Here is a 25,964-nt window from a genome sequence, read left to right on the forward strand (position 1 = left end):
GAAATATTGTAAACATGTAGGAGGCGTTTGTTTTGAAAAAACTTGTATCCATTTTTACGTTGTTGTTACTCGTACTAAGTGCTTGCGGGACAGATAAAGCAATTAAAGAAAATCCGAATGATTCACAAGATGAGACTTCACATGATGGACATGCTCATGTTTCAGGAGACATTCAGGAAGAAACAGCAGGTGCCGATGTATTACCATCATTTTTAGATAGCCAAACTGAAAATATTCGCTTAGTTTACCAAATTGCGGGGCAATCAACAGACATTTTAGAGTGGATGCCTTGCTACTGTGGCTGTGGAGAATCCGCAGGACATAAAAGCAATTTAAACTGCTTCATTCAGGAAAAGCGTGAAGATGGCACAATCGTCTGGGACGACCATGGTACACGTTGTGGCGTTTGCTTGGAAATTGCACTACAATCAGCAAAAATGCATAAAGATGGCATGAGCTTGAAAGAAATCCGTCAAACTATTGATGAGACGTACAAAAATGGTTATGCGAAACCAACACCAACGGAAATGCCTGCTTAAATATTTAGAAGCTGCGATAAAAGTGAAAAAGTGTTAGATTGACTAAGAATCAATCTAACACTTTTTGCTGCGCCATCGCTGTCCGCTACGGCAGTTTGTTGGTCTTACGATGCATACGTTCCCGCAGCAGTCTAAATTAAATCGATTGCAAAAGAAAGATAGCTAAGTCTTCTTCATTATAAATAGCAAACTTACAAACACCTTTGCCCCTGATTTCAACCTATCCTATAGAGACCGCATCGTATTGTTTATTTAACAAGTTGCAGTACCGTTTTAAAATGTGTATGATCTGCTCTTTGTAAAAGCTCATACAAAATCATCTCCGTGCTCGTTGGCAAAATGCCTAGTGCCTTCATTTTATCTAACCCAATTTCCTTATTGGCTTTAGTGCGAGAAGATACGGCATCAACAACTACCTCTACTTCAAACCCCTGCTCCTTCAATTGTCTTGCTGTTTGATAGACACAAATATGTGTTTCAATACCCGTTACAATAAATTGCGTACGTCCACTCGCTTTAACTGCGTCAATAAACTCTTCTTCTTGGCATGCACTAAAAGCCATTTTAGCAATTGGATTCCCTTGAAGATGCTTTGCGATTTCTAGCGCAGTACCACCTAATCGACTTGGATTTTGTTCCAGCCATAGTACCGGAATATCCAATGCTTGCATACCTTGTACAAGTTTTGACACATTTTGAATAACTGTTTCGCTATCATCTACAATCGTTGCCAATTTCCCTTGCACATCCACGACAATCAGACTTGCTTGATCTACTGTAAACATAAAAACACCCCTTTCATTACTTAACGATAGTATACCGAAATTTCTTTGTTTTTGTAGTGTTTAAATAAATTGTGTGCGAATTGTGTGCGTGCCTGACACTAAAATGCTCATTTTCATCCTACATAAATAAAATATTGAGAATTTTGTTTTTTCTCTTGAAAATTAAGTTATAATCCAGTAAAGTGCTTTTATTAAACAAAACAAACAAGGAGTGTACCACTTTGACACAACGTGCATACAATTTTAACGCAGGTCCATCTGCACTACCGCTAGAAGTTCTAGAAAACGCTCAACAACAATTAGTTAACTTCCGTAATTCAGGTATGTCTATTATGGAAATGAGCCACCGTAGTGCGATCTTCGACGAAGTACATAATGAAGCAATTGCTCTATTAAAAAAACTTTATGCTATTCCAGAAAACTATGAGGTACTATTTTTACAAGGTGGGGCAAGCCTGCAATTTACAATGGTACCAATGAACTTCCTTCAAGCAGATAAAAAAGCAAGCTACGTTTTATCTGGTTCATGGGCTGAAAAAGCATTCAAAGAAGCAAAATTATTTGGTACTCCTGTTGAAGCAGCAAGCACAAAGGAAAATAAATATCGCAACATTCCAGCATTATCAGATATTCAGTTTAATGAAGATGATGCATACGTGCACATCACATCAAACAATACGATTTACGGTACACAATGGAAAGAATTCCCTGAAACAGGCAATGTTCCTTTAGTAGCAGATATGTCGAGTGACATTTTATCTAAACCTGTTGACATCAGCAAATTCGGTATTATTTACGCTGGTGCACAAAAAAATCTTGGACCTTCTGGTGTAACTGTCGTTATTATTCGCAAAGACTTATTAGAAAAAGCGAACAAAGACATTCCAACAATGTTAAAGTATACAACGCATACAGACGGTAACTCGTTATACAACACACCGCCAACATTCGGTATTTATATGTTAGGTGAAGTATTAAAATGGGTTGACGCTAAAGGTGGCGTTGAAGCAATTGCTAAACTTAATGAAGAAAAAGCACAAGTAATTTACGATGCGATTGATAACAGTAATGGCTTTTACACTGGTCACGCAACGCCTGAAAGTCGTTCATTAATGAACATCACATTCCGCGTCGCTGATGAAGAACTTGAAAAACAATTCCTTGCAGAAGCAAAAGCAGCTGGATTTATTGGACTAAATGGTCACCGCTCAGTAGGCGGTTGCCGTGCATCAACATATAATGCTGTTCCATTAGAAACTTGTGAAGCACTACGCGACTTTATGGTAGCATTCCAACAAAAACACCAATAATAATATTCAACGACGAATGATTGCTTAAAATAGCATCATTCGTCGTTTGTTTTTTGAAACAATGGCATGATTGCTTCCCTCTATAATTTATATGTACTGTCTTCTTCTAAAAATTATTTCTATTTTCCCAATGATAGACTTCTATCTCTATGACAATGCCATTGGTACAAACATACATTTACAAAATAAAATAAACTTACAAAGCATTTTTTTAAAGAAAAAATAGTTTTTTTAGTGTCTATCGGACATATTACCAACCTCCTTGCTTTTACAAAACATAGATTATAAGTGTAAGGCAATAGCTTTACATTAATTCTAACGAAAGGAGGTAGTATCAAATGGAAGATAGAAGATATGTTACACACATGAATTGGGCTCCTTGTAAATGCCAAAAACCTTGCAACTGTCACCAAAAGAAACAACATGAGTGCAAAGAAGAAAAAGGTCAGAGAGCAATGAATCACTGCAGAAGCTGTATCTGTGAGCAATTAAAATGTTTAGAAGTTGGCGCTGTAGTAGATGTTTTCTTAACAGGCGGCCTTAGTTTCCTTGGTTTGACTTTCGTGAGCTTTAATGCAAGAAATTGCTGTGCTTATTTCCTAGAAGCAGGTTCTACAACACCACTTATTATTGACTGTAAAAAAATAGATGCTATCCGTATTGTAAGAAGATAGTAGTAGTCTTCTTATGCCCTTTCCTTCTAACATTACTCCTTCACAATAAATAAAACCCTGTCAAATATTAATTTGACAGGGTTTCATGTTTACAATCTGGACATTTACCGTATATTTCAAATTTATGATTTTCGATTTCATAATCAGGAAGCTTTTCACCAAGCATCTCCATTGGACAAAGATTGAGCTCTTTCACATTGCCACAATCCATACATATGAAATGATGGTGATGATGTTCAGACTCACAATGCATGCGAAAATTTCGTTCGCTGGATAACTCGGTTTCTTCTAATATGCCAAGCTGTACAAACGTTGAGAGATTTCGATAAATCGTATCAAAACTCATACCAGGAAAATCTTTTTTCAGCACATCTAATAAATCTCGAGCGGTTAAATATTTATCCGTCTCTGCAAACATATTTAAAATTAACTCACGTTTATCTGTTTTTTTATAGCCGTTTTCTTTTAAAATTTCCCACGCTCTTGAAATATTCACTGTGCTGCCTCCCCTTGTTTTGCAGATAGTTTTAACATCGTTTTCTTACCTATGATTACAAGTAATAAGATAAGAATTGATGTAACAACAATTGTACCACCTGGTGCTAAATCTAAGTAAAATGCACTTACTAAACCGATTAATACCGCTACCTCGCCAAATACAATTGCATAGATAATCGTTTGCTTAAAGCCTTTTGCAAGACGCATTGCTGCAGCAACTGGCAAAGTCATTAAAGATGATACTAGTAAAATACCAACGATACGCATACTTGCTGCAATTACAAGCGCTGTCACAATCATAAATAAAAGATGAACCCATCGTGCCGGTAGTCCACTAGCTTTCGCATATTCCTCATCAAACGATAGCACAAAAAGTTCTTTAAAGAATAAAAATAAAAAGACAATGACTACAATCGCAATCCCAATAACAACCAATAAATCCTGCCTTGAGACAGCCGAAACGGAGCCAAATAAATAACTCATTAAATCGGTGCTAAAGCCACTGGCAAGCGATATAAAAATGGCGCTAATTCCAATACCGCCGGACATAATAATCGGTATGGCAAGCTCTTCATAGTGTTTATACAGTCGACGTAAGCGTTCAATTAATATTGAACCACTAACTGAAGCTATAATACCAAGGTAAATAGGATTTAGCATTGCAAATGCTGCAAAAGATTGACTTACATACAAGCTACCAGCAATACCCGCAAGTGTGACATGGGATAAAGCATCTGCAATTAGTGATAGTCTGCGAACTACTATAAATACCCCTAGAAGTGGTGCGATGATGCCAATCAATAAGCCAGAGAAAAAGGCATTTTGTAAAAACTCATAGTTAATAATTGCTTCAATCATTGTGCCTTCTCCTTCTAATGAATCTTTCTCACGGAATGGCCGTACCAAGCGTCAAGCGCATCCTGAGAAATAGAATCAAATTCGTCTTTGTAGCCGTGGAAATGAATCGTTTGGTTGAGGCAAGCAACATGGCTAATTCGGTTTGAAACTGTATCAACATCATGTGTGACAAGAATCATCGTAATTCCTTGTTCCCTATTCAAATTCGCCAGCATATCATAAAAGGACTGCACATTCTCGTGATCGATGCCGACAGTCGGTTCATCCAGTATCAGTAATCTTGGCTCGCTTACTAAAGCTCGTGCAATAAAGACACGCTGTTGCTGTCCACCAGATAGTTCACCAATATTTTGGTTCATAAAGGCGTCCATTCCTACTGCCTTTAAAGCCTCATATACTTTGTCTTTGACATCTTTTGTAGGTCTTTTAAATAGCCCTAATTTTTTTGTTAATCCACTGATGACTACCTCTTGTACAGTTGCTGGAAAACCTGAGTTGAAAGCATTGGATTTTTGGGAAACGTAGCCTATCCATTCACGATGTTTAAATGTTGCACTTGGCTCTCCAAACAACTTAATTTCGCCAGACATTGGTTTCAATAAACCTAATATAATTTTTAATAATGTTGATTTTCCTGAACCATTAGGTCCGAGGAGTGCTAAAAAATCTCCTTCTTCCACACGGAATGAGATATTTTTCAATACTTGTGTATAGTCATATTGAAATGACACATTATCGATGTCAATTAATGTTTTTTTCATGCATGATCGCTTCTTTCTAATTCAAAATCATTACGATTTACAAGTTGTAAGTATAAATGAATGTTCAATATTTGTAAAGAAAACAAAACTTAAAAGGAGGGATTGGTTGTGAGTATTCATTTTTTACAGCAATTATCTCAAAGTACTGATAAAGAAGTAGTTGCCATTGCGCGTGCCGAAGGTTTTGAAATTAGCACGTCAGAAGTGAAAAAGCTTCGACCTTATCTTGAGCAATTCTCATTTTCTTGGCTCTTTTTAGGTATTCCAAAAGAAGTACTGAGTGAAGTGGAAGCCGTTCTCGGAAGAAAACGTTCTCGCCAGCTTATTGCACTATTTACTAAATAATATAGTAAGCCCGAAAGTCAGTTTTGACTTTCGGGCTTTTGTATGGCTATTTGTGCAAATTCTATCATAATATCGGTCCTAATATATCCTCCCAAAACCTACCTATTTTTTGAATTTTTTTTGAATTTCTATGTAAAAATTTTTGGTTTACTTTGCAAAAAAATATTGAAATTTTAAAATTTTAAATTTTATAATAATTGATAATTAGAGAATGAAATACTCTTTCTCTATGCCTTGTTTATTGTTGTGTTGCTTGTAGTTAATTTTCAGCAAAATACAAAAAAGGAGTTGGATTTTCATGAAGAAAAGACTAGCAACAACAGTTTGTGCCTTAGGACTATTAGTTAGTACAGGTGTAGTAAGTGCAGGGACGAGTGCGATCACCTATGCGAAGGTGCTACCTAGTTTATCAAGAAATATATATTTAGCGACAGGGACAAAAGACAATAACAGTAACTCAAAAGTTGAAAACTCTATAGTTGGTCAAAATTACGAAGCAACTATGTGGATTGTAGATGCTAATGGGAAAAAGGTTTCTAATACTGCTATAGATGTAACTGATAATGATAATGATACACGTTTCTTCATTGTAGATCAAAGTGCTGTTGGTGGCGATGTAACATTAGTAGCAGAAAATGACCAAAAAAAATTAGTGAGTGTAGAAATCTCAGGAAGATTTTATCCAGACACAAGATAATATAGAGCATGCCCAAATATTGATATAACAACGTTCATCGTCATTCTTTTATCGTTGTCTAGAATGGGTTGTCTTATTTTAGATAGGGACAACCCTGTTTTTGAGTAGGAGGATATCAATGCTTATAGAATATAAAAAACTGTTTAAAAATAAAAACTTTTATCTTAGTGTTTGTGCATTAATACTGCTTGTTGTGATTGCTGTCTTAATAGGTGTGAAAGAACATAACGAAGAGTATCAATTAACTGAACGAATTTATAGCCAATACTATGAAGAAGAAATTGTGGAAGATGTGCTTATTTTCATTTCCCCGCATAAGCACTGGCTCGGTTTTACGAACAATTTAGCATCTGAATTGTATTATTTATTATTTCCATTGTTGATTTCTATTGCACTTATAGACTCAATCTATCGTGAAAGAAAAAGTGGTTATCTACTTTTTACTTTTATGCGCATGGATAGACGCAAATATTACATAGCAAAGATTGCTACTACTTTTCTAACTGCCTTTTTTATGTTCGTACTGCCACTATGTCTAGGTGTAGTGCTTGTTAATCTATTTACGAATCATTGGGACTATACAGCCTATGCCAATATTTATAAAGGGTTTGTAGAAGGGACTTTGGCAATACCAGATAATGCTATAAGTGTTTTTAAAGGAGATATCCAACCTCTTTTTTCGGATTTATTAAGTATATCTCCTTATCTATATGTTGCTGTATTTTATATTATTGGTGGATTGTTTGCTAGTGCGTATGTTTGCCTAGGACTAGCCCTATCTATATTTATTAAAAATTATTATCTATTAATTTTGATGCCACAAATTATTTATACAAGTCTTTGGTTCTTTGGTACCAATAACCCAAAATGGGTTCCATTTTTCTTTTTAGCCCCCGAAGGTATACATGGAGATAACTCCATTTCTATTATGGTTGTTGAATTTCTGATGCAAATTTCACTTACCATTGTCATTTACGTCATAGGCATGAGGAAATATGAGGATGTTTTATAAATACTTACTCTATTGTCTACAGGATATTCGCTTGAAAAAACTGCTCTTTTGGGGTGTGGCATATTTTATAATATCGCTACATTTGTTTGAAGTATTACCTATCACTTCAGTGGCAACAAGATGGCATACGCTGAAAAACTTTATTTTAGCCTCTCGTTATGAGCATTTTTATATTCCTATTTTTTTAATATTACTAGCACCCTTTTCATCTAAAGACAATGATTGGCTATTGCTTAGAAGATTTCGTCACCGCCAGCAATTCGCATCGTATAAAATTTGCTTCGTTTTTATCGTGACTGCCTTTTTTACAGCGGTTGTTTTCGGAAGTAGTATGTTGAGCACATCGTTAGCGAAGTGGCTATTTTCCCCTTATATCACAAATTACAGTGCCCTATTATTATATGTGCCTGAGCCTAAAGAAAACGGTTCATTGCTTTACTTTATCTATATGTTTTATTGTGTTACTGCTATTTTCGGGTTGCTTTATATCGTCTTCCAACAACTTTTCAAAAATAACTTCATTAGTGCGATTGTAGTTATGATTCTTGGCATGTTGGATCGATATATAAAGCACTTTGTGTATATTGCCTTTAATAAAACTGAATTTACGTCACCTATTAGTACATTCTTTATAATAGTTGCCGTTATGATATTGTTAATCAATGCCATTCATTATTTAGTCAATAAACTAGACTTTTACGTGCGAGATGATGATTCATGACAACATTTTCGTTAGAGTGGAAACTACTGCGAGAAGATGCCCTTAAAATTTGTTGTATTTGTATCGTCTACCCATTATGTACTACTTTATTGTTACTCTATATGACATCACTTTTTGATGGCATGACATTGCGCCAAGCATTTACTGCCCTTTTGGGACAAGTGGAGGAACTTACTTGGATGTACTGGACTTTGCTATGGTTTGGTTATGTGCTTTTAATTCAAATTATTTGGAAGCCTCGCTCCACTTCTTTTTCATACAATATGCTATTACGCTATCCAACAAAAAGCTGGTTTTGGCTTAATCGGCTGCTAATTCTACTTATATTCACTGCATGCTATGTCGCAATCACTTATCTCATGAGCTTCTTCCTTTTTTTAAAAGCTCACGTGACACTACAATTTGATATCTTAATTGTGCTACAGCCATTGATTCTGTGTATCAATATGTACTGTCATGCTTTGCTTTGGAAAATAATCGAATTATTGTTTTCAGTTAAAATTGCATCTGTGCTACTGATCATTCTATTTTTTGCGGGTATTAAGCAATCCGCTCCTTATATTCCTTTCTATTATGGGCTAATGGGAAATTTAGAGGCAAACATGGTCGCTATTGTTTTATTTATCGAAGGGCTATTAATTTGTATGATGTGTCTACTCATTGTTCGCTTCGGATTAAAAAAAGATTACTTCTAGGGAGGTTACGATATGTCAATTGAAGTATCCAACGTTTCTAAGGTGATTAAAGGAAGGACTGTGCTTCAAAATATAAACTTTCAGCTAGAACGAGGGAAAATTTATGGCTTTGTTGGTCATAACGGTTCAGGGAAATCAATGTTATTTCGCGTTATTTGTGGCTTAGTAAAACCGAGTGTCGGAACCGTAAAATTATTCGGGGATGTGTTACATCGAGATATTTCATTTCCTAAAAGTGCAAGTGTTATTTTTGAAAAACCAGGATTTTTAGAGCATTATTCAGGGTTTTCCAACTTGAATTTTTTAGCATCAATACGTAAGCAAATTACTGACCAAGAGATAAAAGCTGCGATATCAAAAGTAGGTTTAGACCCAGAAGATAAACGGCCTGTCAAAGCGTACTCTCTTGGCATGAAACAAAAACTAGCAATTGCTCAAAGCATTATGGAAACACCAGAATTAATTTTACTAGATGAGCCAATGAATGCTTTGGACGAAGATTCTGTCCAAAATGTTTATAACATTATTAACGCTGAAAAACAGCGAGGTGCTACCATATTATTAACTTCACATAATAAAATCGATATTGAGTCCTTATGTGATCAAGTTTTTAGGTTGCGTGAAGGCGTGTTAACAGAAAGTCCCGTCTGACCTCTCTTTGCCAACATATTCAGTTGATTGGAGCGGAGGGCGGGCGACTCCTGCGGGAACGCACGCAATGTAAGACGCAACAATCCGCGCGTTAGCGAGGGTTGCGGCTTACAGTGTGCCCGCGGAAAGCGCTCGCCCGTAGCGGAAATCAACCGCACTATTTATGTCTATTAAAAAGCGATAATTATTTAAAGGCATTGAAAAGTAACTCGACACTTCTTTCTATTTTTTATTCTTTTGAAGCTTTAACTTTAATAAGTTGATTGGAGCGAAGGGCGGGCGACTCCTGCGGGAACAGCACAAAACGTGAGACACAACAAACTGCGCGTTAGCGAGGGTTGCGACTTACGGTGTGCCCGCGGAAAGCGCGCACCCGTAGCGGAAATCAACCGCAGTATTTATCTTTTGTTTGAACACAATTGCAGTAATTTTAACTTTTGATTTCCCTCAAATATAGTAAAACCTCCACTTTGACAATGTTCAAAGTGGAGGTTTTCTTTAATTTACTCTTCCCAAAACAATTCATCCAACGTTTTATTTAACGTTTTACAGATTGCAATACATAAGTTTAATGTCGGATTATATTTACCTACTTCAATTAAGCCGATAGTTTGTCGAGTAACCCCTACTTTTTGTGCTAAATCTTCTTGTGACAGATCATGTTCTATTCGAGCCATTTTTAAACGGATATTTTTCATGCTTATCACCACTTGTTAATCTTCTAAATTTTTTTGTACGACTTGATCACTTTTCTTTTTAGCAGCCATATACGATAATCCCAAAAACCCTGCAAAAAATGGCACATATATAAGTAGAGATACTAAAAAGACAACGAAGAAATATTCTATTGCTTGTTGTGTGCTGTCAGCATAATTGAAAGCACTGTTAAGTCCTAAAATAATTGCAAAAATTAAACCAAATGCAACACCAAAAAGTACATTTTTTGTTCCTAATTTGACTTTGCTATTACTATCGTGAACCTCTATTTCATCAGTCAATATGCCAAGATAAGCCGTTCTAACATAATAATAGACAGATGATATAAATATAATCAACCACTCTGTTATTACATTATCTAAGGACACACCCATTTTAAAGAATTTAATTAAGATTGATATTGAACATACAATCATGATCAATACGTAAACTTCTTTGTATATTTTATTTTGTAAATTTTTCACACGTTCATCAACTTGCTTCTTCTGTCTTGCAGCCATAATTTGCCTCCATTCGTTTTATTAATTTTATTATATAAAACAACATTGCTTTTTGCAATATATAAATTGCATTAAGTTAATTATAATTTACAAAATGCAAAATGGGTTCTTCTAAAGACATGAAAAAGGCACATCCTCTTGTGGAAAATGTGCCTTAAAAATTCATTTTTTATAAATGTCCATGTTGCCTGTTAACGTTAGGAATTTCTATTCGTTTACTTCTCCCATAGCTCAATTCGTCTGCCCTCTGGATCTTCAATCCAAATGAAATTTCCAAATTCACTAACCTCTTTTTCCTTTACAAAAGGAACACCCAAATTCTCTAGATGTTTAATACTGTCATCTAAATTTTCAACTTGGAAGTTTAACATCACTTGTTGTTCTAATGGAAAATAGCGATCATCCTCGGTAAAGAAGGAAAAAATCGTTTCATTGCCTGCTTGTGGTGTAATAATGGCACCATTCCAACCTTCCATTTCCACATTTAGAACTTTACTGTACCATTGTTTAATATCCTCTAAATCTTTAGTTCTCCAAAAAATCCCTCCAAAGCCCTTTATATTCATAAAAGTCACCTTCCTATCCATTCATTATTCATTTAAATTCTCGTTTTAAAAGCGAATTCCTTCTTAGCAATTAAGTAATAAGCTTCGCAAACCAAGCAACATAATGTGCCCCAGGTATAAATAAAACTTGCGCCAAAATCGTTCCTAAAAATCTGGATGTCATCATCATAACAGACGCTCTTTTTAAATCTAAATAGCTACCCCGCTTGTTGATCACATCATCAGCAAGTATTGAAATTTTAGGATCAATAAAAATAATTAACAAAATCGTCGCCATACCATTGATTAGTCCAGACGCCATGACAGCAGTGTTACTTAATTCGGGTACTAATAACCCAGCATATAAAGCTGATAAAACGCCAATCGTATAAATCGCTGTAATGACAATGTTAATGACAAATAATTTTACTGGAATATCTCGTAAGCCAATTCCCTTTAAATACGAAAAACTTGGCTTACGAATATGTTTAATTCCACGTCTTACATATTCAAGCGTAAATCCTTTTTTCAATAAAGCTGGAATCGAACCTCTTTCCTCAGCCAAATGGATTATCCCTCGCGAAAAGATGGCTACGAACGTTGGCAGTAATAATATCCCTACTAGAGTTCCTATCGATGCCGCTCCAATAATAATGCGATACTGGTTTTCTACATAGGCTAACGCATTGTCAGCAGGAGCTGTATCCACCAAACTTCCTGTAAATGGTTGTTGCATCATATTCGCTAGCCTCGAAACCATTACCATTACATTAAAAAGCGATAAAGCTGAAGCTAGGAACCTTACACGTGCTCCTGATAAACGGACTGCATACGCAAGGGTTTCGATTGAATGAATGATGAGAATAAATAAAGCAATCATAATTAATTTTTCTGTTACAATTTCCACTCTCTATACCTACTCTTAACTTTCCAATTATTTCACATGTAGACGTTTAATGACCGAAATAGTTCCGCCTACTGCATGCTACCGATAAAATATTAATATGTGTCTTCAGGAGTAAAGTGGCCAATGCCTTTTAATTCAAAGTCAAAAAAGTTAAGAATGAGTTCATTTTCAGTTTCAATTGCGTAATATTTGTCAATGTCCGCTTTTCCGCCTTGCAACATATTTGCAAGTATAGGAGAGAAAAGTGGTAAATCAGTTAAGCTTAAATGTTTTGCTCCTTGAAAATGAACTGTATATGCATCTTTAAAATGGATATTGGCAGGTTTGTTCGCTATATAAATCGAGTTGCTGTCGAGTTGCTTCCAAACATCGTCCGAATAAATATTAAGTAGTGGTGTTGTATAGTCTTCCCCTCTTGCCACAAAATCATCAATCTCTTTCTTATAAACTAGCTCACTGAAGAATGGGGCATCGATATTGACAACTGCCTGAACATCTTTACGTTCTCTGCCAAGCCAAACACTTGCAGCACCCCCCATTGAATGTCCGAACACACCTATTTTCTCTATATCGATAGCTTGATACAGGGGATTATTGTCACCTTTAGTTTTTGAACGTATTGTATCAATGACAAAATTCATATCGTCTGTTCGAAGCTTCATCCATTTTTGAATAAGAGCATAAACTTCTTCCTTCGTGTATATGCCTTCTTTATTTAAATTAATTACTTCCCTGTTAAAACCTTTATCAATAAGTACCTTTGTTCCATCGTCTGAAACAGTATAAAAAGAATGGTACGGATGGTCGATTGAAGCGACTACATATCCATGACTTGCAAGTTCAGTATAGGTAGACGTATTGCTTGATCTTATACCGTTTGCACCATGTGAGAATACAAGGAGAGGGTATGATTTATCGGCATTTTTTGGATACCAAAACTCCACATTAACAAATCGGTTGTCCCCCTTATCAGTAAATTCCTCAATCCGATTTTGGTCTTTATATGTGTAAGTAGCTGTTGCGACTTGATATGTGCCAGTCACTTTTGGTGATTTATATTGAGGAAAAACAATTGCAGGTGCACATGCAATGCTCAGTACCAATATCGTTACAATAGTTTTCCATATTATAGATGATGTTTTGTATTGCCTATTTCTCTTGTTATACAACAGAGAAATTATTCCCATTACTGCGAAAATGAAAAGTACAATTGTAAGCATCGCCCAGCTGAAATTCCAATCAATTACCGATGAAAGGAGAAGCACTACAAAAGTAATGAACACAGCAACCCTTACCCAATTCTTTATTTTTTTATGGTTTTGCTTTGTCACCATACAGTAAATAGCAAACGCAATCTCGAAAATCAACATGATTAATAATAATAAAGTCCCCATAGTCGTTACCCCTTCTTCCGATTAATTTTTTATGAACTCATCATAAGAAATCAATGAAGGGAAGTATATAGAAAAACAGTAAGTTGTATCTACAAGCAAATAAGATGTAAAAAAGCAGTAAGCTATATGCTTACCGCTAACTATTTTTTGTAGAAAAACTGCTAATTTATTATTTTATTGGGTAATGTCTTTTTTAAACGTCTTTAGTTTTTCGTTGATTTTTTGGGCTTCTTTTTTATCATTATTCCATGACAGTAGACGAACTAAAATATAGATGAATGCAATTTGTAGTGCCAAAATAATGACCTCTGTTGCATTGTTTACAATATCCAAGCCACAAGCGAGGGCAATTAATAATAGTTCCAGTGTAAAAAAATGAAGAACAATCCTTATACGCATTTTCGTCTCGCTTATATCATGAGCTAGATACAACATTAATCCTAATAATGCACTTAAAAATGAAAATGCCATAATAATATAGATTGATATTAAATCAAACGCTAATTCAGGATAAAAGATTTGCCGTAAAATAGTAATAATAATGATGATGGATGCGAAGATGATTAAGAAATCTTTAACGATTTTTTGCACAATTTCGAAAAACTTCATATTAACCTCCTATTACAATCCTAGCATTTTTTTAAGGACAGGCACATACTGCCTTGATACAACAAGACGTTCCCCATTATCAAGTACCGCTACGAATCGGCCACTTATAGACGGGTGAATAGATGCAATTTTAGCTATGTTTACTATTGTTGATTTGGATGCCCGAAAACAATGAACTTCTTTGCATACCTCTTCTAATTCATATAGCTTATGTTTTACCTCAAAAACGTTATCCTTGCAGTAACTAAAAACCTTTCCATCAACTGCTTCGAAATAATAGATGTCCCTAACATTAATTCGATGAACGCCATCATTTTGATATCCGAGTATAAGAGGGGTTTCAGTTTTCAGCTTATTAACAATTTCAAGTATTTCTTCATCTACTTCATGGCACCTGATAAGTATTTCTTCTATCAGTTCTTTGCTTATTTCTTCTATTGAAATTTTCATAAGATCATCCTCTAAAAGTGCTGTGTCTTTCAGATTGTCTCATTTTAACATATCAATTTACAATACAATATTAACAAATACCTTCCTACATTTAACAATTCAAAGAATATGTCTCGTTTTTGCAAGATATTTTTCGGATGAATTTGGACTCTTAGAAAGTGGAAAGTGCTTATTTCCATGTTTCATTACTAAAAAAAATACCGTAGACACACACAAATTTTTTTGCGTTTGTCTACGGTTTGATTATCCTCGTAGGGCGTCAATAAGTTCAGGTTTATATTCGCCACTACGTAACATTTCAATTTCATATTTATAAGGTGCTGTTTTTGATTTAGCATCACTGTTTAATGCAACAAATGGTGTTTCTAATATTTTTGGCACGTCCATCAATTGAGGATGGTGGACTACGTATTTTAAAGCATCAAATCCGATATGCCCAAAGCCAATATTTTCATGACGGTCTTTCCCTGCGCCACGAACATTTTTAGAATCATTTATATGAAGGACCTTAATACGATCCACACCAATAATCTTATCAAACTCGTTTAACACACCATCAAAATCTTCGACAATATTGTAGCCAGCATCATGCGTATGGCATGTATCAAAGCATACAGAAAGTCGTTCATTATGTGTAACACCATCAATAATTTTGGCAAGTTCATCGAAAGAACGCCCACACTCTGTTCCCTTACCTGCCATTGTTTCTAATGCAATTTGTACGGGAAAGTCTTGTGAAAGCACTTCATTTAAACCTTCAATAATTTTGGCAATACCTGCATCTGCTCCTGCGCCCACATGTGCACCAGGATGTAAAACAATTTGTGTTGCTTCCAATGCAGCAGTGCGCTCAATTTCTGATTGTAGAAAATCTACACCAAGACGGAAGGTTTCAGGTTTTTCAGTGTTTGCAATATTTATAATATATGGGGCGTGCACAACAATATTGGTCATGCCATGCTCTTTCATGTGTAATAGACCATTCATAATATTAAGATCTGCAATTGGTTTTCGACGCGTGTTTTGTGGAGCACCCGTGTAAATCATAAAGGTGTTAGCACCATAAGAAAGAGCTTCTTTACTAGAGCCGAGCAGCATTTCTTTACCGCTCATTGAAACGTGTGAGCCAAGTAACATATATATGCCTCCTTATTTTTTGCCGCGTGCTTTTATGCGACGTTCGCGTTTTTTAATCTTTTCCATTTCCCATTTCATATTACGTTTGTAGCCTGGTTTTACTTTTTTCGGTTTGCGCACTAAAGATTTTGCTTTTACATCAATTTCATTTTCGTGCTTCACTCGGTTTTTACGCGCATGACGTTCTTTTAGTTCAGACCATTCACCATCTTTGACATCCTTTTGTTCAAACGGAATACCCATTTTCTCAATGCGTGCTAATGCGTCCTCGTCTGAAGGCTCAAATAATGTAATCGCCGTTCCTTTATTACCTGCACGTGCTGTTCGTCCAACACGGTGAATAAAGAATTCTAGATCTTCTGGAATTTCATAGTTAATGACATGTGAAATCCCTTGAATATCGATACCACGCGCAGCAAGATCTGTTGCCACGATATATTGAAACTCTAAATCGCGAACTTGCTTCATCATTTTTTTACGATCACGAGGGGTTAAATCACCATGAATTTGACCACAGCGAATTCCTTGCTCGTTTAAATAGCCAGCAACATGCTCTGCATTTTTACGTGTATTCGTAAAAATGACCGCTAAAAACGGGTTAATGCCTTCAATGACATCTAGTAAACGTTTGTTGCGTGATTTCGAACGAACAGGCACAAGCACAAAGTCAATACCTTCTGCTACTGGACGTTTATCGTTCATATGAATGTGTACAGGTGCTTCCATGTATTTTTTTAGGAATGGCTGTAGACGTTCTGGAATTGTTGCAGAGAACACGAACATTTCAAGTTTTTCTGGCATTTGAGAAGCAAAGCCATCAATTTCTTCGATAAAGCCCATATCGAACGCTAGGTCCGCTTCATCCACAACTAAAATTGGTGCCGTATGCACAAATAACGCTTGAGCTGAAACAAGATCACGAATACGTCCTGGTGTACCAACAACGATTTGTGGTTGCGTTTTTAACTTATCAATGGAGCGTTGTTTGTCCGTACCCCCAATAAATAATTTCGCTTGAATCTCTGTTCCTTCTATTAATTGATTTAACGCATCAAAAATTTGTTGAGCAAGCTCTCGTGTTGGCGAAGTAATAACAGCTTGTACTTCTTGCTTGTCAACTTGAATGCGTTGCACGATTGGAATAAGGAAACTATGCGTTTTCCCTGTCCCTGTATGTGCTTGACCAATCGCACTTTTCCCTTTAAGTATTAGCGGAATAATTTCCTTTTGTATTGGTGTTGGTTCTGTGAAGCCAAGCTTTGCAATTGCGTCCTGCAAAAATGGCTGAAAATTATAATCAGTATATTTTGACATAATTCGTTCCTCCTTACATCTTTCCCATTGTACCATGATTCGGCCTTTTAGGTATGTTTCCGTACTATTAACATAAGCATTTACAATATTCTCTTGTTTTTTTCATCGATGCAACGCTAACCCTTAACAAACTTACTTTAATTGCGGCTATTATGCAATGAAAAATGTAAAGTGTGAATAATGCAAAAAAATCCAATGAACTTTTCGTATTTTTATCCAACTAATAATTTGAATAGTTTCCACATGCTGAGGTTGATAGATGATGAAAGCAGCAAGATGGTATAAAGCGAGAGATATCCGTGTAGAAAATATTGAAGAGCATGCCATTGCACATGGAAAAGTAAAAATGAAAGTACATTGGACAGGAATTTGTGGGGTGATTTACATGGGTATGCAGCTAGGCCAATCTTTATTGCAGTCAAACAATCCCTTTATTTAAGTAAAAAAGCGTTAATGCAAGAGAAAAATCATATTCATATTCTTGTTAACTCACAATGATAGAGCTTCGTTTCATATCTTTAAAAGCAGATAGAGAAAATTATGCTACACCCTTTTCTCTATCTGCCCGTATAAATAAATGCTTTGTATCGCCTATTCGTATTGCTTCATCTTTTTGAAAATATCTAAATTCGCCATTAAAAAGTTTACTTTCTCTTCTCCAAATACACCGAGCGTGCGTCCTTCTGTATTAATCTCCACAATTTCTTCAATTTCCTTCACTGACAGCCCGCTTGCATTTGCAATTCGGTTAATTTGAATTTGTGCTGCTTGCACACTAATATGCGGATCTAAACCTGACCCTGAGGCTGTCATTAAATCAGCAGGAATCTCTTGTCGTTTGACTGTTGGATTCGCCTCTAAAAATGACTGAATGTCTTCATCTATTCGTTTTATTAATTCTGGATTGGACGGTGCATAGTTAAAGGTACCTGAGCTAACTCCTCCATAAACAGTTGCGCCATGTTCATCTGGTACAATATCTTCCTTTGCATATACATTATAATTAATAGAAGAAACACGTCCCCCAAAAAATGCTGGTGATGTAAAGGCTTGCCCTAGCAGTTCTGAACCAACAGCTTTGCCATCAACTTCAACAATGCTACCATTTGCCTGCTCATTAAATAGCCCTTGTGCAATGCCAGTCACAGTAAAAGGATAAATCAAACCACATAATACAAACATTGTTAATGATACAAATAATGCTTGCTTTGCGCTGTCCCAAAATCTATTCATGTCATTTTCCTCCTATAGCCCAAGCATGGTTAACAGTGGCCCTACTAGTAAATCAATCACCTTTATCCCGATAAAGGGGGCAAAGATGCCACCGAGTCCATAAATGAACAAGTTTTTCTGTAATAATTTTGCAGCGCTCATCGGCTTATACTTTACACCCTTTAACGCTATAGGAATTAATAACGGAATAATGACCGCGTTAAAAATTAAAGCAGAAATGATGGCACTTGTTGGTGAATAGAGTTGCATAATATTAAGTGAGCTCATTTCTGGTACTGCCACCATCAGCATAGCAGGGATAATCGCAAAGTATTTCGCAACATCATTTGCAATACTAAATGTAGTAAGTGCGCCACGCGTCATCAATAATTGTTTCCCAATCTCTACAACTTCGATTATTTTAGTTGGATTTGAATCTAAATCTACCATGTTTGCAGCCTCTTTTGCTGCATTCGTCCCTGAATTCATGGCAAGACCAACATTTGCCTGCGCCAAAGCAGGTGCATCATTCGTTCCGTCCCCTGTCATCGCAACAATTTTCCCAAGTGCCTGTTCATCTTTTATGACCTTTATTTTGTCCTCAGGCTTACTTTCAGCAATAAAGCTATCCACTCCTGATTCTTTAGCTATAGCCGCTGCTGTTAGTGGATTATCACCTGTACACATAATTGTTTTAATGCCCATTGCCCGCAACTGTTCAAATCGTTCTTTTAAACCCGATTTTACAACATCTTTAAGATGGATTACGCCTAAAATATTATTATTCATCGACACAACAAGTGGTGTCCCCCCAACAGATGATACTTGATGGACTAACTGCTCCAAATTTCGAGGGATAGGATGCCCTGCAGCGATGCTTTCTTGTTTAATCGTATCGTAAGCCCCTTTACGAATTTTTGTGCCATCCTTCAAATTTAAGCCACTCATCCGTGTTTGTGCAGAAAATGCCATATGCTCACTTGTTTTAATGATTTGTTTTTCATCTGTCGTATTCACACCTAAATTGCATGCCAACGATAATATAGATTTCCCTTCAGGTGTGTCATCGGTTAAGGAACTAAGCCATGCAGCTTGCATCAATGTTAGCTGTGCTACTCCCTTTACAGGTAGAAACTCAGATGCCATGCGATTGCCATAAGTGATTGTTCCTGTTTTATCTAATATTAGTGTGTCTACGTCACCGCACGCTTCTACAGCTCTTCCCGACATCGCAATAACATTAAACTGTGTCACACGGTCCATTCCAGCAATACCAATGGCGGAAAGTAAGCCACCGATTGTAGTTGGAATTAAACAAACCGTTAGTGCAATTAATGTTGCAATAGAGATGTGAACATTTAAATAAGTCGTCATAGGATATAATGTCACGACAACTAATAAGAAAATTATCGTTAAACTTACTAACAATGTATTTAACGCAATTTCATTGGGTGTTTTTTTTCGACTAGCCCCTTCTATAAGCGTAATCATTTTATCTAAAAATGACTCTCCTGGCAGTGAAGTAATTTCAATTATGAGCCAATCACTTGTGACAGTCGTTCCACCTGTAACAGCTGAAAAGTCACCACTTCGTTCTTTTACGACAGGTGCTGACTCACCCGTAATAGCCGATTCATCGACTGTTGCAATCCCTTTAATTACCTCGCCGTCGTTTGGAATGACCTCCCCTGCTTGAACTAATACAATATCTCCCTTTTTCAGCTCATGTGCCTGTTTCATTATTTCCGAACCATCCGCTAAAAGAACTCGTGCCTGTGTAATTGTTTTTGTATTTTTTAACGTTTGAACTTGAGCCTTACCTCGCCCTTCTGCTATAGACTCTGCAAAATTAGCAAATAATATCGTCACAAAAAGAATAATAGCTACAATAACATTATAGAGTCGATCATGCTCGCCTCCCCCACTCCCAAGTAAATTGGGGAAAAACGATAACAATAGCACAAAGATAAATCCGACCTCTACAACGAACATTACGGGATTTTTGATCATATAAAATGGATTAAATTTTTTCAACGCGCCAATCATGGATTGCTTCATCATATCGCTCGAAATAAAGCTTTTTCTTACAGTTTCCATTTATTTCTCTCCTCATCAGGAATGTATTTGTAAATGCTCTGTAATTGGACCAAGTGCCAATGATGGTAAGAATGTCAATGCACCAATCATTAGTACAATTCCTACAAGCAAAAATGTAAACATCGATGTATCTGTTTTCAATGTTCCAATTGAATCGCTATGCAACATTTTTTTAGCAAGTAACGAAGCAATTGCCAATTGAATTATGATGGTTAAATAGCGTCCGAAAAACATCGCTAGCCCTGTCGATACATTCCAAAATGTCGAGTTATCCGCTAATCCTTCAAAGCCAGAACCATTGTTGGCAGATGCTGAAGCAAATTCATATAACACCTGCGATAAACCATGCGCCCCTGGATTTGTTATGCCCGCTACTCCTGCTGTCGTAGCAACAGCGAGCCCAGAAAATAGCAGGATGATGGCAGGATGAATTAAAATACAAAGCGCTATAAGCTTCATTTCCTTTTCCTCAATTTTCTTTCCTAAAAATTGTGGGGTGCGGCCTATCATTAAACACGCAATAAATATTGTCAGTAGCACATACATCATCATGTTCATTAGCCCAACGCCTTTACCACCGAATACAACGTTTACCATCATGTTAAACATCGGCACAAGACCACCAAGCGGTGTTAAAGTATCATGCATATTATTGACAGAGCCAGTTGTAAAAGCAGTTGTGACAGCAGTGAACAGAGCCGATTGTGCTATACCAAAACGCATTTCTTTTCCTTCCATACTGCCAAGTTCCTGTGTAATACCTAGCTCACTAATAAGTGGATTTCCAGCACGCTCAGCTATGTATACTGTTACTAGTCCAATTAGAAACAGCATACTCATGGCACCAAAGATTGCTAGCCCTTGCTTACCAACTATCGTCTTCTTTTTTCTATAAGCAACCATCAAGCCGAATGCTATAACACAAGCCCCAGGTAGCAACATCATAGATAGCATTTCTACGATGTTGGATATAACTGAAGGGTTTTCAAAAGGAGTCGTCGAATTGGCTCCATTAAAGCCTCCTCCATTTGTACCAACATGTTTAATCGATTCAAGCGATGCAACAGGTCCAAGTGCGATATCTTGCATCTTTCCTTCGATTGTTTGGACGGTTTTATTCGCACTTAATGTTTGAGGCGAACCTTGCGATACTAAAATAATGGCAACTACAATTGAAATTGGCATTAATACACGTGTGATAACACGTACAAAATCTACATAAAAATTGCCCAAAGTATCACTTTTTGCCACTAAACGTCGGCAGAACGCCATACATGCTGCATAGCCTGTCGCTGCTGATGTGAACATCATAAAAATAATGACGAGCATTTGTGACAAATAACTTAAACCCGATTCACCACTATAATGTTGCAGATTTGTGTTTGTCATAAACGAAATAATCGTATTAAAGGATAGCGTTGCCTCCATATTTTCAATTTCATTAGGGTTTAACAACAGATAAGATTGAATGCGCAACAGCATATAGCCAATGAACACCATCAAAGCATTCGACATAATTAACGACAGCACGTATTGTCTTCCGGTCATATCCACTTGCTTTATGCCACATAATTTATAAATGACATCATCTACTTTATCCATCACTGGATCGAGCCATGTTTTTTTATGCATCGTTACATGAAAAAGATAATGACCCGTTAAGATAACAAGCGGTAAATAAATCATACAAACAATGGCTATTTGCCACATACTCTATTCCTCCTGCATCCTATTAATAATTTTCTGGATATAAAAGGGCGTACCCTAAATATCCAAAAAGTAAGATAAGTATAATGCCAATAACGATTCCCATATTCATTCCCCCTACTCTTCGACTAACTTATAGCACCAAATTGTTAATGCATATAGACTGGCGAAACTAATGATTAATAAGCCAATCATATAAAAGTCCATCAATTCACATCACCATTCCCTCCATTTGATGTTTTCATCATACTGACTTTGAAATTAATATAGTGTTAGGAAATCGCTTTTTATATTAAGAAACGATAAAGGGGTTAAATCTTTACACTTTCTTAATGTCAGATGACGCTATAATACAAATGAGGTGAAGGATGATGGAAAATGAGCGCCCCACTCCAGAAGAGTTTTTAGCAAGGATTCATCAGGAGCAAGCAACTGTCGGTAGACTGAAAATTTTTATCGGTTATGCTGCTGGTGTAGGTAAAACGTATGCCATGTTAGATGCAGCCCATCTAGCAAAAAAACTAGGCAAAGATGTAGTAATTGGCTATATAGAGCCACATCCACGTCCAGAAACATTAGCCTTACTTGACGGACTTGAGCAAATACCGACTAGAAATATTCATTATAAAGGGAGAAACTTTCAAGAATTAGATATAGATGCCGTATTGAAACGCAAACCAGAAATTGTGCTAATCGATGAGTTGGCACATACAAATGTTCCACTTATGCGACATACAAAAAGGTTTGGGGATGTAGAAGAATTACTTGCGAAAGGTATCCATGTATATACAACTGTAAATATTCAACATATTGAAAGTCTTCATGATGTGGTAGAAGATATTACGGGGGTACAAGTGCGAGAACGCATTCCAGATTATTTAATTGATCAAGCAGCACTTATTAAAATTGTGGACATTGAACCTGATGAGTTAATTCAACGCTTAAAAGAAGGCAAAATCTATCACAAGCAACAAGCTGAAAAAGCATTAGCATCTTTTTTTCGCAAACAAAATTTAGTTGCACTTCGGGAAATTGCCCTTCGTAGGACTGCAGATACGATTAATTACAAACACGTAAACGATTGCGAATCGATTAGTCAACCGAAACAAATTGAAGAGCATATTTTAGTTGGTATTAGTAGCTCTCCAACAAATGCAAAAGTTATTCGCACTGCCGCAAGACTTGCCCAAGCATTACATGGTAAATTCACTGCCCTTTTTGTGCAAAAGGTGCAAGAAAGTAGTTTTAATGAAGCGAATGCTGAACGATTGCAACAACATATTAAATTGACCGAGCAACTTGGAGGCCATGTCGTAATCGTTCAAGAGAATGATGTCGCAGCTGCCCTAGCAAACTATGCACAATTAAGTGGGGTCACAAAGCTAGTACTTGGCAGAACTGCTTTGAAAAAGAAATGGTGGCTGCCGCATCCGAAAATCAGTGACCGGCTCAATGAATTCGCGCCGAATTTAACTATTCATATTGTTCCAGATCAAGAAAATGAACAATTGTATTTTCCTACTGGCGTTCGAAATCGATTAACGATTGAATGGTTAGATTTATTAAAAATGGCAGTAGTGTTTATCTTGGGTTCTTTTTTAGCTTTATTTTTCTTTACAATAGGAGTCAGCGAATCCAATATTATTACGATTTATATTCTTACTGTGTTAATCCTTGCGATATGGTCGTCCGGATGGCTGATGAACATTGTTAGCTCTGCAGTGGCTGTACTTCTATTCAACTTTTTATTCACTGAGCCACGATTTTCCCTAGAAGCTTATCATCGGGACTATCCTATTACTTTTCTGATTATGTTTTTCTCTGGCATCATCACAAGCAGCTTAACAAAAAAGATAAAAGAGCAGGCCATCGTTGCTGTTCGTAAATCTTATCGGATGGAAGTTTTACTAGAAACAAATCGCAAGCTACAACATGCCAAATCTATCGAAGAAATCATTACTGAAGGCATGACACAAATTGTTAAATTAGTAGAAAAACCTGTTCAATTTTTTGAAATAGAACAGAAATCAATTACTAACACTATTTTTTTCCCAACTGCAAGTCTATCTAATATGGAGAACACTAAAGTAGCATCACTCTTTCAAAATACAAATGAATTAGGTGTAATACATTGGGTTATTAATAATAACCATTTTGCTGGTGTATCAACAGATATATTTCCTGAAGTAAATGGCTATTATTTACCTGTTATTTCAAATGGAAGCGTTAAGGGCATTGTGGGAATTGCTCTTTCTAAGCAAGCACCTCTACCCGCATTTGAACGTAATATATTACATGCCATTATGAATGATTTTTCATTTGCTCTCGATAAATGGTATTTGCAAAATTTAAATGCGCAAGTTGCAAGAGAAGCGGAACTTGAACAGATGAGAGCTAATCTTTTGCGTGCCATCTCACATGATTTACGAACACCGCTTACAACTATTTCAGGGAATGCAGATATACTGTTAACAAATAAAGCTCATATTCCCGAAATCGAAAAAACACGATTATACGAAGATATATATAAGAACTCAAAATGGCTTGTTCAGATGGTTGAAAACTTACTGGCAGTTTCGATGTTAGAAGATGGGCAATTTGCATTAGAGATGCAATTAGAGCTAGTGGAGGATATTATTCAAGAGGCGTTACAACATGTTACTCCACGTGACAATACACATAATATTTCTTATCATGTAGAGCCTGATTTAGTCATGGCATTGATGGACGCACGCCTGATGATTCAAGTAATTATAAATATTATAGATAATGCACTAACCTATACACCTGCAGGTAGTGACATCTCTTTCATAGCAAAAGATAGAGGCCAATTTGTGGACATTAGTATTACTGATAATGGACCAGGTATTGACGATTCGTTAAAAGAAAAACTGTTTGAGCCGTTTATAACGGGCAAAGTACAGCGTAGTGATAGTCGAAGGGGCTTAGGCTTAGGGTTAGCATTATGTCAAACAATTTTAAAATTACATGATAGTGAATTAGAAGTTGCAGATAACTACCCGACTGGAACCATCTTTCGTTTTACTTTAAAAAAAGGAGTTGTCAGTATAAATGAATAAGCGGATTTTAGTCGTAGAAGATGATGTAGCAATCGGCAATTTAATTAGAATGACCTTAACTACACAGCACTATGAATTCGATATTGCACAGGATGGTTCTAGTGCCTTGCAAAAAGCTATTTCGTTGAAGCCTCATGTCATTATCCTCGATTTAGGCTTACCAGATATGGACGGGATAGATTTTATTAATAAAATACGCGGCTGGACCCAAACACCCATTATTGTTGTTAGTGCACGTGGTGAAGAATTCGATAAAATTAACGCCTTAGATGCTGGAGCTGACGACTATGTCACAAAACCTTTTAGCGTGGAGGAGCTCCTTGCTCGTATCCGTGTTGCATTACGAAGAACTAGTAGCGAACATCAGCTTGAAGCTGAGTCCGCAGTGTTTATTAATGGTCAGTTAGAGATTCATTATTTGGCAAACACCGTGTTTGTTAACGGTGTAGAAGTGCACTTGACTCCTATCGAGTATAAACTTTTAGTCGTGCTATCTAAGCACGTTGGTAAAGTACTTACACATAATTTTTTATTGAAAGAGATTTGGCAAAATGCACTTCAGTCAGATGTACCAAGTCTTCGTGTATTTATGGCGACTCTTCGAAAGAAAATAGAAGAAAATCCATCACAACCAAAGTATATTCAGACTCACGTTCGTGTTGGATATAGAATGCTACGAGTTAATGATGATGAATAATGAAAGTACAAAAGGCACTGTCGAATAAGCCATTAAACTATAACAACTCCAT

General features: G+C 36.4%; 28 protein-coding genes. 12 read left to right on the plus strand and 16 right to left on the minus strand.

Annotated elements, in window-relative coordinates; all coding sequences use genetic code 11:
* The first annotated feature begins 32 nt into the window (after window positions 1-32).
* Window positions 33-539: a PCYCGC motif-containing (lipo)protein gene (locus ACIP9G_RS04560; protein WP_401017730.1), complete on the plus strand. Its 507-nt coding sequence runs from the start codon at window positions 33-35 to the stop codon at window positions 537-539.
* A 248-nt stretch (window positions 540-787) separates the two neighbouring features.
* Here ACIP9G_RS04560 and ACIP9G_RS04565 read toward each other — a convergent pair whose 3' ends face one another.
* Entirely contained in the window at window positions 788-1,324 is a 537-nt protein-coding gene (locus ACIP9G_RS04565; RefSeq protein WP_340823704.1) for a hydrolase, read from the minus strand.
* 221 nt (window positions 1,325-1,545) lie between these two features.
* Here ACIP9G_RS04565 and serC point away from each other — a divergent pair, with 221 nt between their 5' ends.
* A complete protein-coding gene (serC, locus tag ACIP9G_RS04570) occupies window positions 1,546-2,634 on the plus strand; it encodes a 3-phosphoserine/phosphohydroxythreonine transaminase (protein ID WP_340823702.1) in 1,089 nt (362 codons plus the stop codon).
* 338 nt (window positions 2,635-2,972) lie between these two features.
* Window positions 2,973-3,308 (plus strand): hypothetical protein, encoded by a 336-nt coding sequence (locus tag ACIP9G_RS04575; protein ID WP_401017735.1) that lies wholly within the window; start codon window positions 2,973-2,975, stop codon window positions 3,306-3,308.
* Between the two features lie 67 nt (window positions 3,309-3,375).
* On the opposite strand, the gene ACIP9G_RS04580 is transcribed toward ACIP9G_RS04575, so the two are convergent.
* The 3 genes from ACIP9G_RS04580 to ACIP9G_RS04590 are packed head-to-tail and all read right to left on the minus strand — an operon-like array spanning window position 3,376 to window position 5,425.
* Window positions 3,376-3,804, minus strand: coding sequence for a Fur family transcriptional regulator (locus tag ACIP9G_RS04580; RefSeq protein ID WP_172772037.1), 429 nt, complete (start codon window positions 3,802-3,804; stop codon window positions 3,376-3,378).
* Window positions 3,801-4,664 (minus strand): metal ABC transporter permease, encoded by an 864-nt coding sequence (locus ACIP9G_RS04585; protein WP_340823700.1) that lies wholly within the window; start codon window positions 4,662-4,664, stop codon window positions 3,801-3,803. Before ACIP9G_RS04585 ends, ACIP9G_RS04580 begins: the two co-directional genes overlap by 4 nt.
* Window positions 4,665-4,678: 14 nt before the next feature.
* Window positions 4,679-5,425 (minus strand): metal ABC transporter ATP-binding protein, encoded by a 747-nt coding sequence (locus tag ACIP9G_RS04590; RefSeq protein WP_340823698.1) that lies wholly within the window; start codon window positions 5,423-5,425, stop codon window positions 4,679-4,681.
* Window positions 5,426-5,533: 108 nt separating this feature from the next.
* Here ACIP9G_RS04590 and ACIP9G_RS04595 point away from each other — a divergent pair, with 108 nt between their 5' ends.
* From ACIP9G_RS04595 to ACIP9G_RS04620, 6 genes are all read left to right on the plus strand, one after another.
* On the plus strand, window positions 5,534-5,770 hold the full coding sequence (locus ACIP9G_RS04595; RefSeq protein WP_172772040.1) for an endonuclease IV: 237 nt from the start codon (window positions 5,534-5,536) through the stop codon (window positions 5,768-5,770).
* 298 nt (window positions 5,771-6,068) lie between these two features.
* Window positions 6,069-6,467, plus strand: coding sequence for a hypothetical protein (locus tag ACIP9G_RS04600; RefSeq protein ID WP_401017739.1), 399 nt, complete (start codon window positions 6,069-6,071; stop codon window positions 6,465-6,467).
* 118 nt (window positions 6,468-6,585) lie between these two features.
* Window positions 6,586-7,479, plus strand: coding sequence for an NADH dehydrogenase FAD-containing subunit (locus ACIP9G_RS04605; protein WP_401017742.1), 894 nt, complete (start codon window positions 6,586-6,588; stop codon window positions 7,477-7,479).
* On the plus strand, window positions 7,469-8,200 hold the full coding sequence (locus ACIP9G_RS04610) for a hypothetical protein (protein ID WP_401017744.1): 732 nt from the start codon (window positions 7,469-7,471) through the stop codon (window positions 8,198-8,200). The genes ACIP9G_RS04605 and ACIP9G_RS04610 overlap by 11 nt, the downstream gene beginning before the upstream one ends.
* Entirely contained in the window at window positions 8,197-8,895 is a 699-nt protein-coding gene (locus ACIP9G_RS04615) for a hypothetical protein (RefSeq protein WP_401017746.1), read from the plus strand. The genes ACIP9G_RS04610 and ACIP9G_RS04615 overlap by 4 nt, the downstream gene beginning before the upstream one ends.
* A gap of 12 nt (window positions 8,896-8,907) precedes the next feature.
* On the plus strand, window positions 8,908-9,546 hold the full coding sequence (locus ACIP9G_RS04620) for an ABC transporter ATP-binding protein (protein WP_401017747.1): 639 nt from the start codon (window positions 8,908-8,910) through the stop codon (window positions 9,544-9,546).
* 503 nt (window positions 9,547-10,049) lie between these two features.
* On the opposite strand, the gene ACIP9G_RS04625 is transcribed toward ACIP9G_RS04620, so the two are convergent.
* The 9 genes from ACIP9G_RS04625 to ACIP9G_RS04665 all read right to left on the minus strand — a co-directional run bounded on the left by ACIP9G_RS04625 (window position 10,050) and on the right by ACIP9G_RS04665 (window position 17,119).
* A complete protein-coding gene (locus ACIP9G_RS04625) occupies window positions 10,050-10,244 on the minus strand; it encodes a helix-turn-helix transcriptional regulator (RefSeq protein WP_024362980.1) in 195 nt (64 codons plus the stop codon).
* A 15-nt stretch (window positions 10,245-10,259) separates the two neighbouring features.
* Complete coding sequence (locus tag ACIP9G_RS04630; RefSeq protein WP_401017749.1) at window positions 10,260-10,763, minus strand: DUF6773 family protein; 504 nt, start codon at window positions 10,761-10,763, stop codon at window positions 10,260-10,262.
* Window positions 10,764-10,978: 215 nt separating this feature from the next.
* Window positions 10,979-11,329, minus strand: coding sequence for a VOC family protein (locus ACIP9G_RS04635; RefSeq protein ID WP_401017752.1), 351 nt, complete (start codon window positions 11,327-11,329; stop codon window positions 10,979-10,981).
* A gap of 70 nt (window positions 11,330-11,399) precedes the next feature.
* On the minus strand, window positions 11,400-12,188 hold the full coding sequence (locus ACIP9G_RS04640) for a lipid II flippase Amj family protein (protein WP_401018168.1): 789 nt from the start codon (window positions 12,186-12,188) through the stop codon (window positions 11,400-11,402).
* A 119-nt stretch (window positions 12,189-12,307) separates the two neighbouring features.
* The gene (locus tag ACIP9G_RS04645; protein WP_401017754.1) at window positions 12,308-13,609 is read right to left on the minus strand and encodes an alpha/beta hydrolase; all 1,302 of its coding nucleotides are present in this window, start codon (window positions 13,607-13,609) and stop codon (window positions 12,308-12,310) included.
* A gap of 174 nt (window positions 13,610-13,783) precedes the next feature.
* Window positions 13,784-14,218 (minus strand): DUF3021 family protein, encoded by a 435-nt coding sequence (locus ACIP9G_RS04650; protein WP_340823683.1) that lies wholly within the window; start codon window positions 14,216-14,218, stop codon window positions 13,784-13,786.
* Between the two features lie 12 nt (window positions 14,219-14,230).
* A complete protein-coding gene (locus ACIP9G_RS04655; protein WP_340823681.1) occupies window positions 14,231-14,668 on the minus strand; it encodes a LytTR family DNA-binding domain-containing protein in 438 nt (145 codons plus the stop codon).
* A gap of 243 nt (window positions 14,669-14,911) precedes the next feature.
* Window positions 14,912-15,805, minus strand: a complete 894-nt coding sequence (locus tag ACIP9G_RS04660) for a deoxyribonuclease IV (protein WP_340823679.1) — start codon at window positions 15,803-15,805, stop codon at window positions 14,912-14,914.
* A gap of 12 nt (window positions 15,806-15,817) precedes the next feature.
* Window positions 15,818-17,119, minus strand: a complete 1,302-nt coding sequence (locus ACIP9G_RS04665) for a DEAD/DEAH box helicase (RefSeq protein WP_340823678.1) — start codon at window positions 17,117-17,119, stop codon at window positions 15,818-15,820.
* Between the two features lie 259 nt (window positions 17,120-17,378).
* Between ACIP9G_RS04665 and ACIP9G_RS04670 the strand changes: the two genes are divergently transcribed.
* On the plus strand, window positions 17,379-17,558 hold the full coding sequence (locus ACIP9G_RS04670; RefSeq protein ID WP_401017757.1) for a hypothetical protein: 180 nt from the start codon (window positions 17,379-17,381) through the stop codon (window positions 17,556-17,558).
* A 152-nt stretch (window positions 17,559-17,710) separates the two neighbouring features.
* Here ACIP9G_RS04670 and kdpC read toward each other — a convergent pair whose 3' ends face one another.
* From kdpC to kdpA, 3 genes are read right to left on the minus strand one after another with little or no spacing between them, the layout of a single operon-like run.
* Complete coding sequence (gene kdpC, locus ACIP9G_RS04675; protein ID WP_340823677.1) at window positions 17,711-18,352, minus strand: K(+)-transporting ATPase subunit C; 642 nt, start codon at window positions 18,350-18,352, stop codon at window positions 17,711-17,713.
* 12 nt (window positions 18,353-18,364) lie between these two features.
* Complete coding sequence (gene kdpB / locus ACIP9G_RS04680; RefSeq protein WP_401017761.1) at window positions 18,365-20,428, minus strand: potassium-transporting ATPase subunit KdpB; 2,064 nt, start codon at window positions 20,426-20,428, stop codon at window positions 18,365-18,367.
* Between the two features lie 15 nt (window positions 20,429-20,443).
* On the minus strand, window positions 20,444-22,138 hold the full coding sequence (gene kdpA / locus ACIP9G_RS04685) for a potassium-transporting ATPase subunit KdpA (protein ID WP_340823674.1): 1,695 nt from the start codon (window positions 22,136-22,138) through the stop codon (window positions 20,444-20,446).
* Window positions 22,139-22,503: 365 nt separating this feature from the next.
* Between kdpA and ACIP9G_RS04690 the strand changes: the two genes are divergently transcribed.
* Both ACIP9G_RS04690 and ACIP9G_RS04695 read left to right on the plus strand, forming a co-directional pair.
* Entirely contained in the window at window positions 22,504-25,215 is a 2,712-nt protein-coding gene (locus ACIP9G_RS04690) for an ATP-binding protein (RefSeq protein WP_401017763.1), read from the plus strand.
* On the plus strand, window positions 25,208-25,912 hold the full coding sequence (locus tag ACIP9G_RS04695; protein WP_340823671.1) for a response regulator transcription factor: 705 nt from the start codon (window positions 25,208-25,210) through the stop codon (window positions 25,910-25,912). The genes ACIP9G_RS04690 and ACIP9G_RS04695 overlap by 8 nt, the downstream gene beginning before the upstream one ends.
* Window positions 25,913-25,964: the final 52 nt, after the last annotated feature.

This window comes from Lysinibacillus sp. NPDC093197, from assembly GCF_044754025.1.
Classification (GTDB): domain Bacteria; phylum Bacillota; class Bacilli; order Bacillales_A; family Planococcaceae; genus Lysinibacillus.

What these genes read in the sequence shown, in the direction of transcription:
- ACIP9G_RS04635 (WP_401017752.1), bottom strand. Translation starts at nt 11,329, where the DNA reads ATGAATATAAAGGGCTTTGGAGGGATTTTTTGGAGAACTAAAGATTTA.
- ACIP9G_RS04565 (WP_340823704.1), bottom strand. Translation starts at nt 1,324, where the DNA reads ATGTTTACAGTAGATCAAGCAAGTCTGATTGTCGTGGATGTGCAAGGG.
- ACIP9G_RS04625 (WP_024362980.1), bottom strand. Translation starts at nt 10,244, where the DNA reads ATGAAAAATATCCGTTTAAAAATGGCTCGAATAGAACATGATCTGTCA.
- ACIP9G_RS04640 (WP_401018168.1), bottom strand. Translation starts at nt 12,188, where the DNA reads ATGATTGCTTTATTTATTCTCATCATTCATTCAATCGAAACCCTTGCG.
- kdpA (WP_340823674.1), bottom strand. Translation starts at nt 22,138, where the DNA reads ATGTGGCAAATAGCCATTGTTTGTATGATTTATTTACCGCTTGTTATC.
- ACIP9G_RS04690 (WP_401017763.1), top strand. Translation starts at nt 22,504, where the DNA reads ATGATGGAAAATGAGCGCCCCACTCCAGAAGAGTTTTTAGCAAGGATT.
- ACIP9G_RS04600 (WP_401017739.1), top strand. Translation starts at nt 6,069, where the DNA reads ATGAAGAAAAGACTAGCAACAACAGTTTGTGCCTTAGGACTATTAGTT.
- ACIP9G_RS04660 (WP_340823679.1), bottom strand. Translation starts at nt 15,805, where the DNA reads ATGTTACTTGGCTCACACGTTTCAATGAGCGGTAAAGAAATGCTGCTC.
- ACIP9G_RS04655 (WP_340823681.1), bottom strand. Translation starts at nt 14,668, where the DNA reads ATGAAAATTTCAATAGAAGAAATAAGCAAAGAACTGATAGAAGAAATA.
- ACIP9G_RS04645 (WP_401017754.1), bottom strand. Translation starts at nt 13,609, where the DNA reads ATGGGGACTTTATTATTATTAATCATGTTGATTTTCGAGATTGCGTTT.
- ACIP9G_RS04610 (WP_401017744.1), top strand. Translation starts at nt 7,469, where the DNA reads ATGTTTTATAAATACTTACTCTATTGTCTACAGGATATTCGCTTGAAA.
- kdpB (WP_401017761.1), bottom strand. Translation starts at nt 20,428, where the DNA reads ATGGAAACTGTAAGAAAAAGCTTTATTTCGAGCGATATGATGAAGCAA.
- ACIP9G_RS04620 (WP_401017747.1), top strand. Translation starts at nt 8,908, where the DNA reads ATGTCAATTGAAGTATCCAACGTTTCTAAGGTGATTAAAGGAAGGACT.
- ACIP9G_RS04615 (WP_401017746.1), top strand. Translation starts at nt 8,197, where the DNA reads ATGACAACATTTTCGTTAGAGTGGAAACTACTGCGAGAAGATGCCCTT.
- ACIP9G_RS04585 (WP_340823700.1), bottom strand. Translation starts at nt 4,664, where the DNA reads ATGATTGAAGCAATTATTAACTATGAGTTTTTACAAAATGCCTTTTTC.
- ACIP9G_RS04630 (WP_401017749.1), bottom strand. Translation starts at nt 10,763, where the DNA reads ATGGCTGCAAGACAGAAGAAGCAAGTTGATGAACGTGTGAAAAATTTA.
- ACIP9G_RS04650 (WP_340823683.1), bottom strand. Translation starts at nt 14,218, where the DNA reads ATGAAGTTTTTCGAAATTGTGCAAAAAATCGTTAAAGATTTCTTAATC.
- ACIP9G_RS04590 (WP_340823698.1), bottom strand. Translation starts at nt 5,425, where the DNA reads ATGAAAAAAACATTAATTGACATCGATAATGTGTCATTTCAATATGAC.
- ACIP9G_RS04575 (WP_401017735.1), top strand. Translation starts at nt 2,973, where the DNA reads ATGGAAGATAGAAGATATGTTACACACATGAATTGGGCTCCTTGTAAA.
- ACIP9G_RS04665 (WP_340823678.1), bottom strand. Translation starts at nt 17,119, where the DNA reads ATGTCAAAATATACTGATTATAATTTTCAGCCATTTTTGCAGGACGCA.
- ACIP9G_RS04605 (WP_401017742.1), top strand. Translation starts at nt 6,586, where the DNA reads ATGCTTATAGAATATAAAAAACTGTTTAAAAATAAAAACTTTTATCTT.
- ACIP9G_RS04670 (WP_401017757.1), top strand. Translation starts at nt 17,379, where the DNA reads ATGATGAAAGCAGCAAGATGGTATAAAGCGAGAGATATCCGTGTAGAA.
- kdpC (WP_340823677.1), bottom strand. Translation starts at nt 18,352, where the DNA reads ATGAATAGATTTTGGGACAGCGCAAAGCAAGCATTATTTGTATCATTA.
- ACIP9G_RS04695 (WP_340823671.1), top strand. Translation starts at nt 25,208, where the DNA reads ATGAATAAGCGGATTTTAGTCGTAGAAGATGATGTAGCAATCGGCAAT.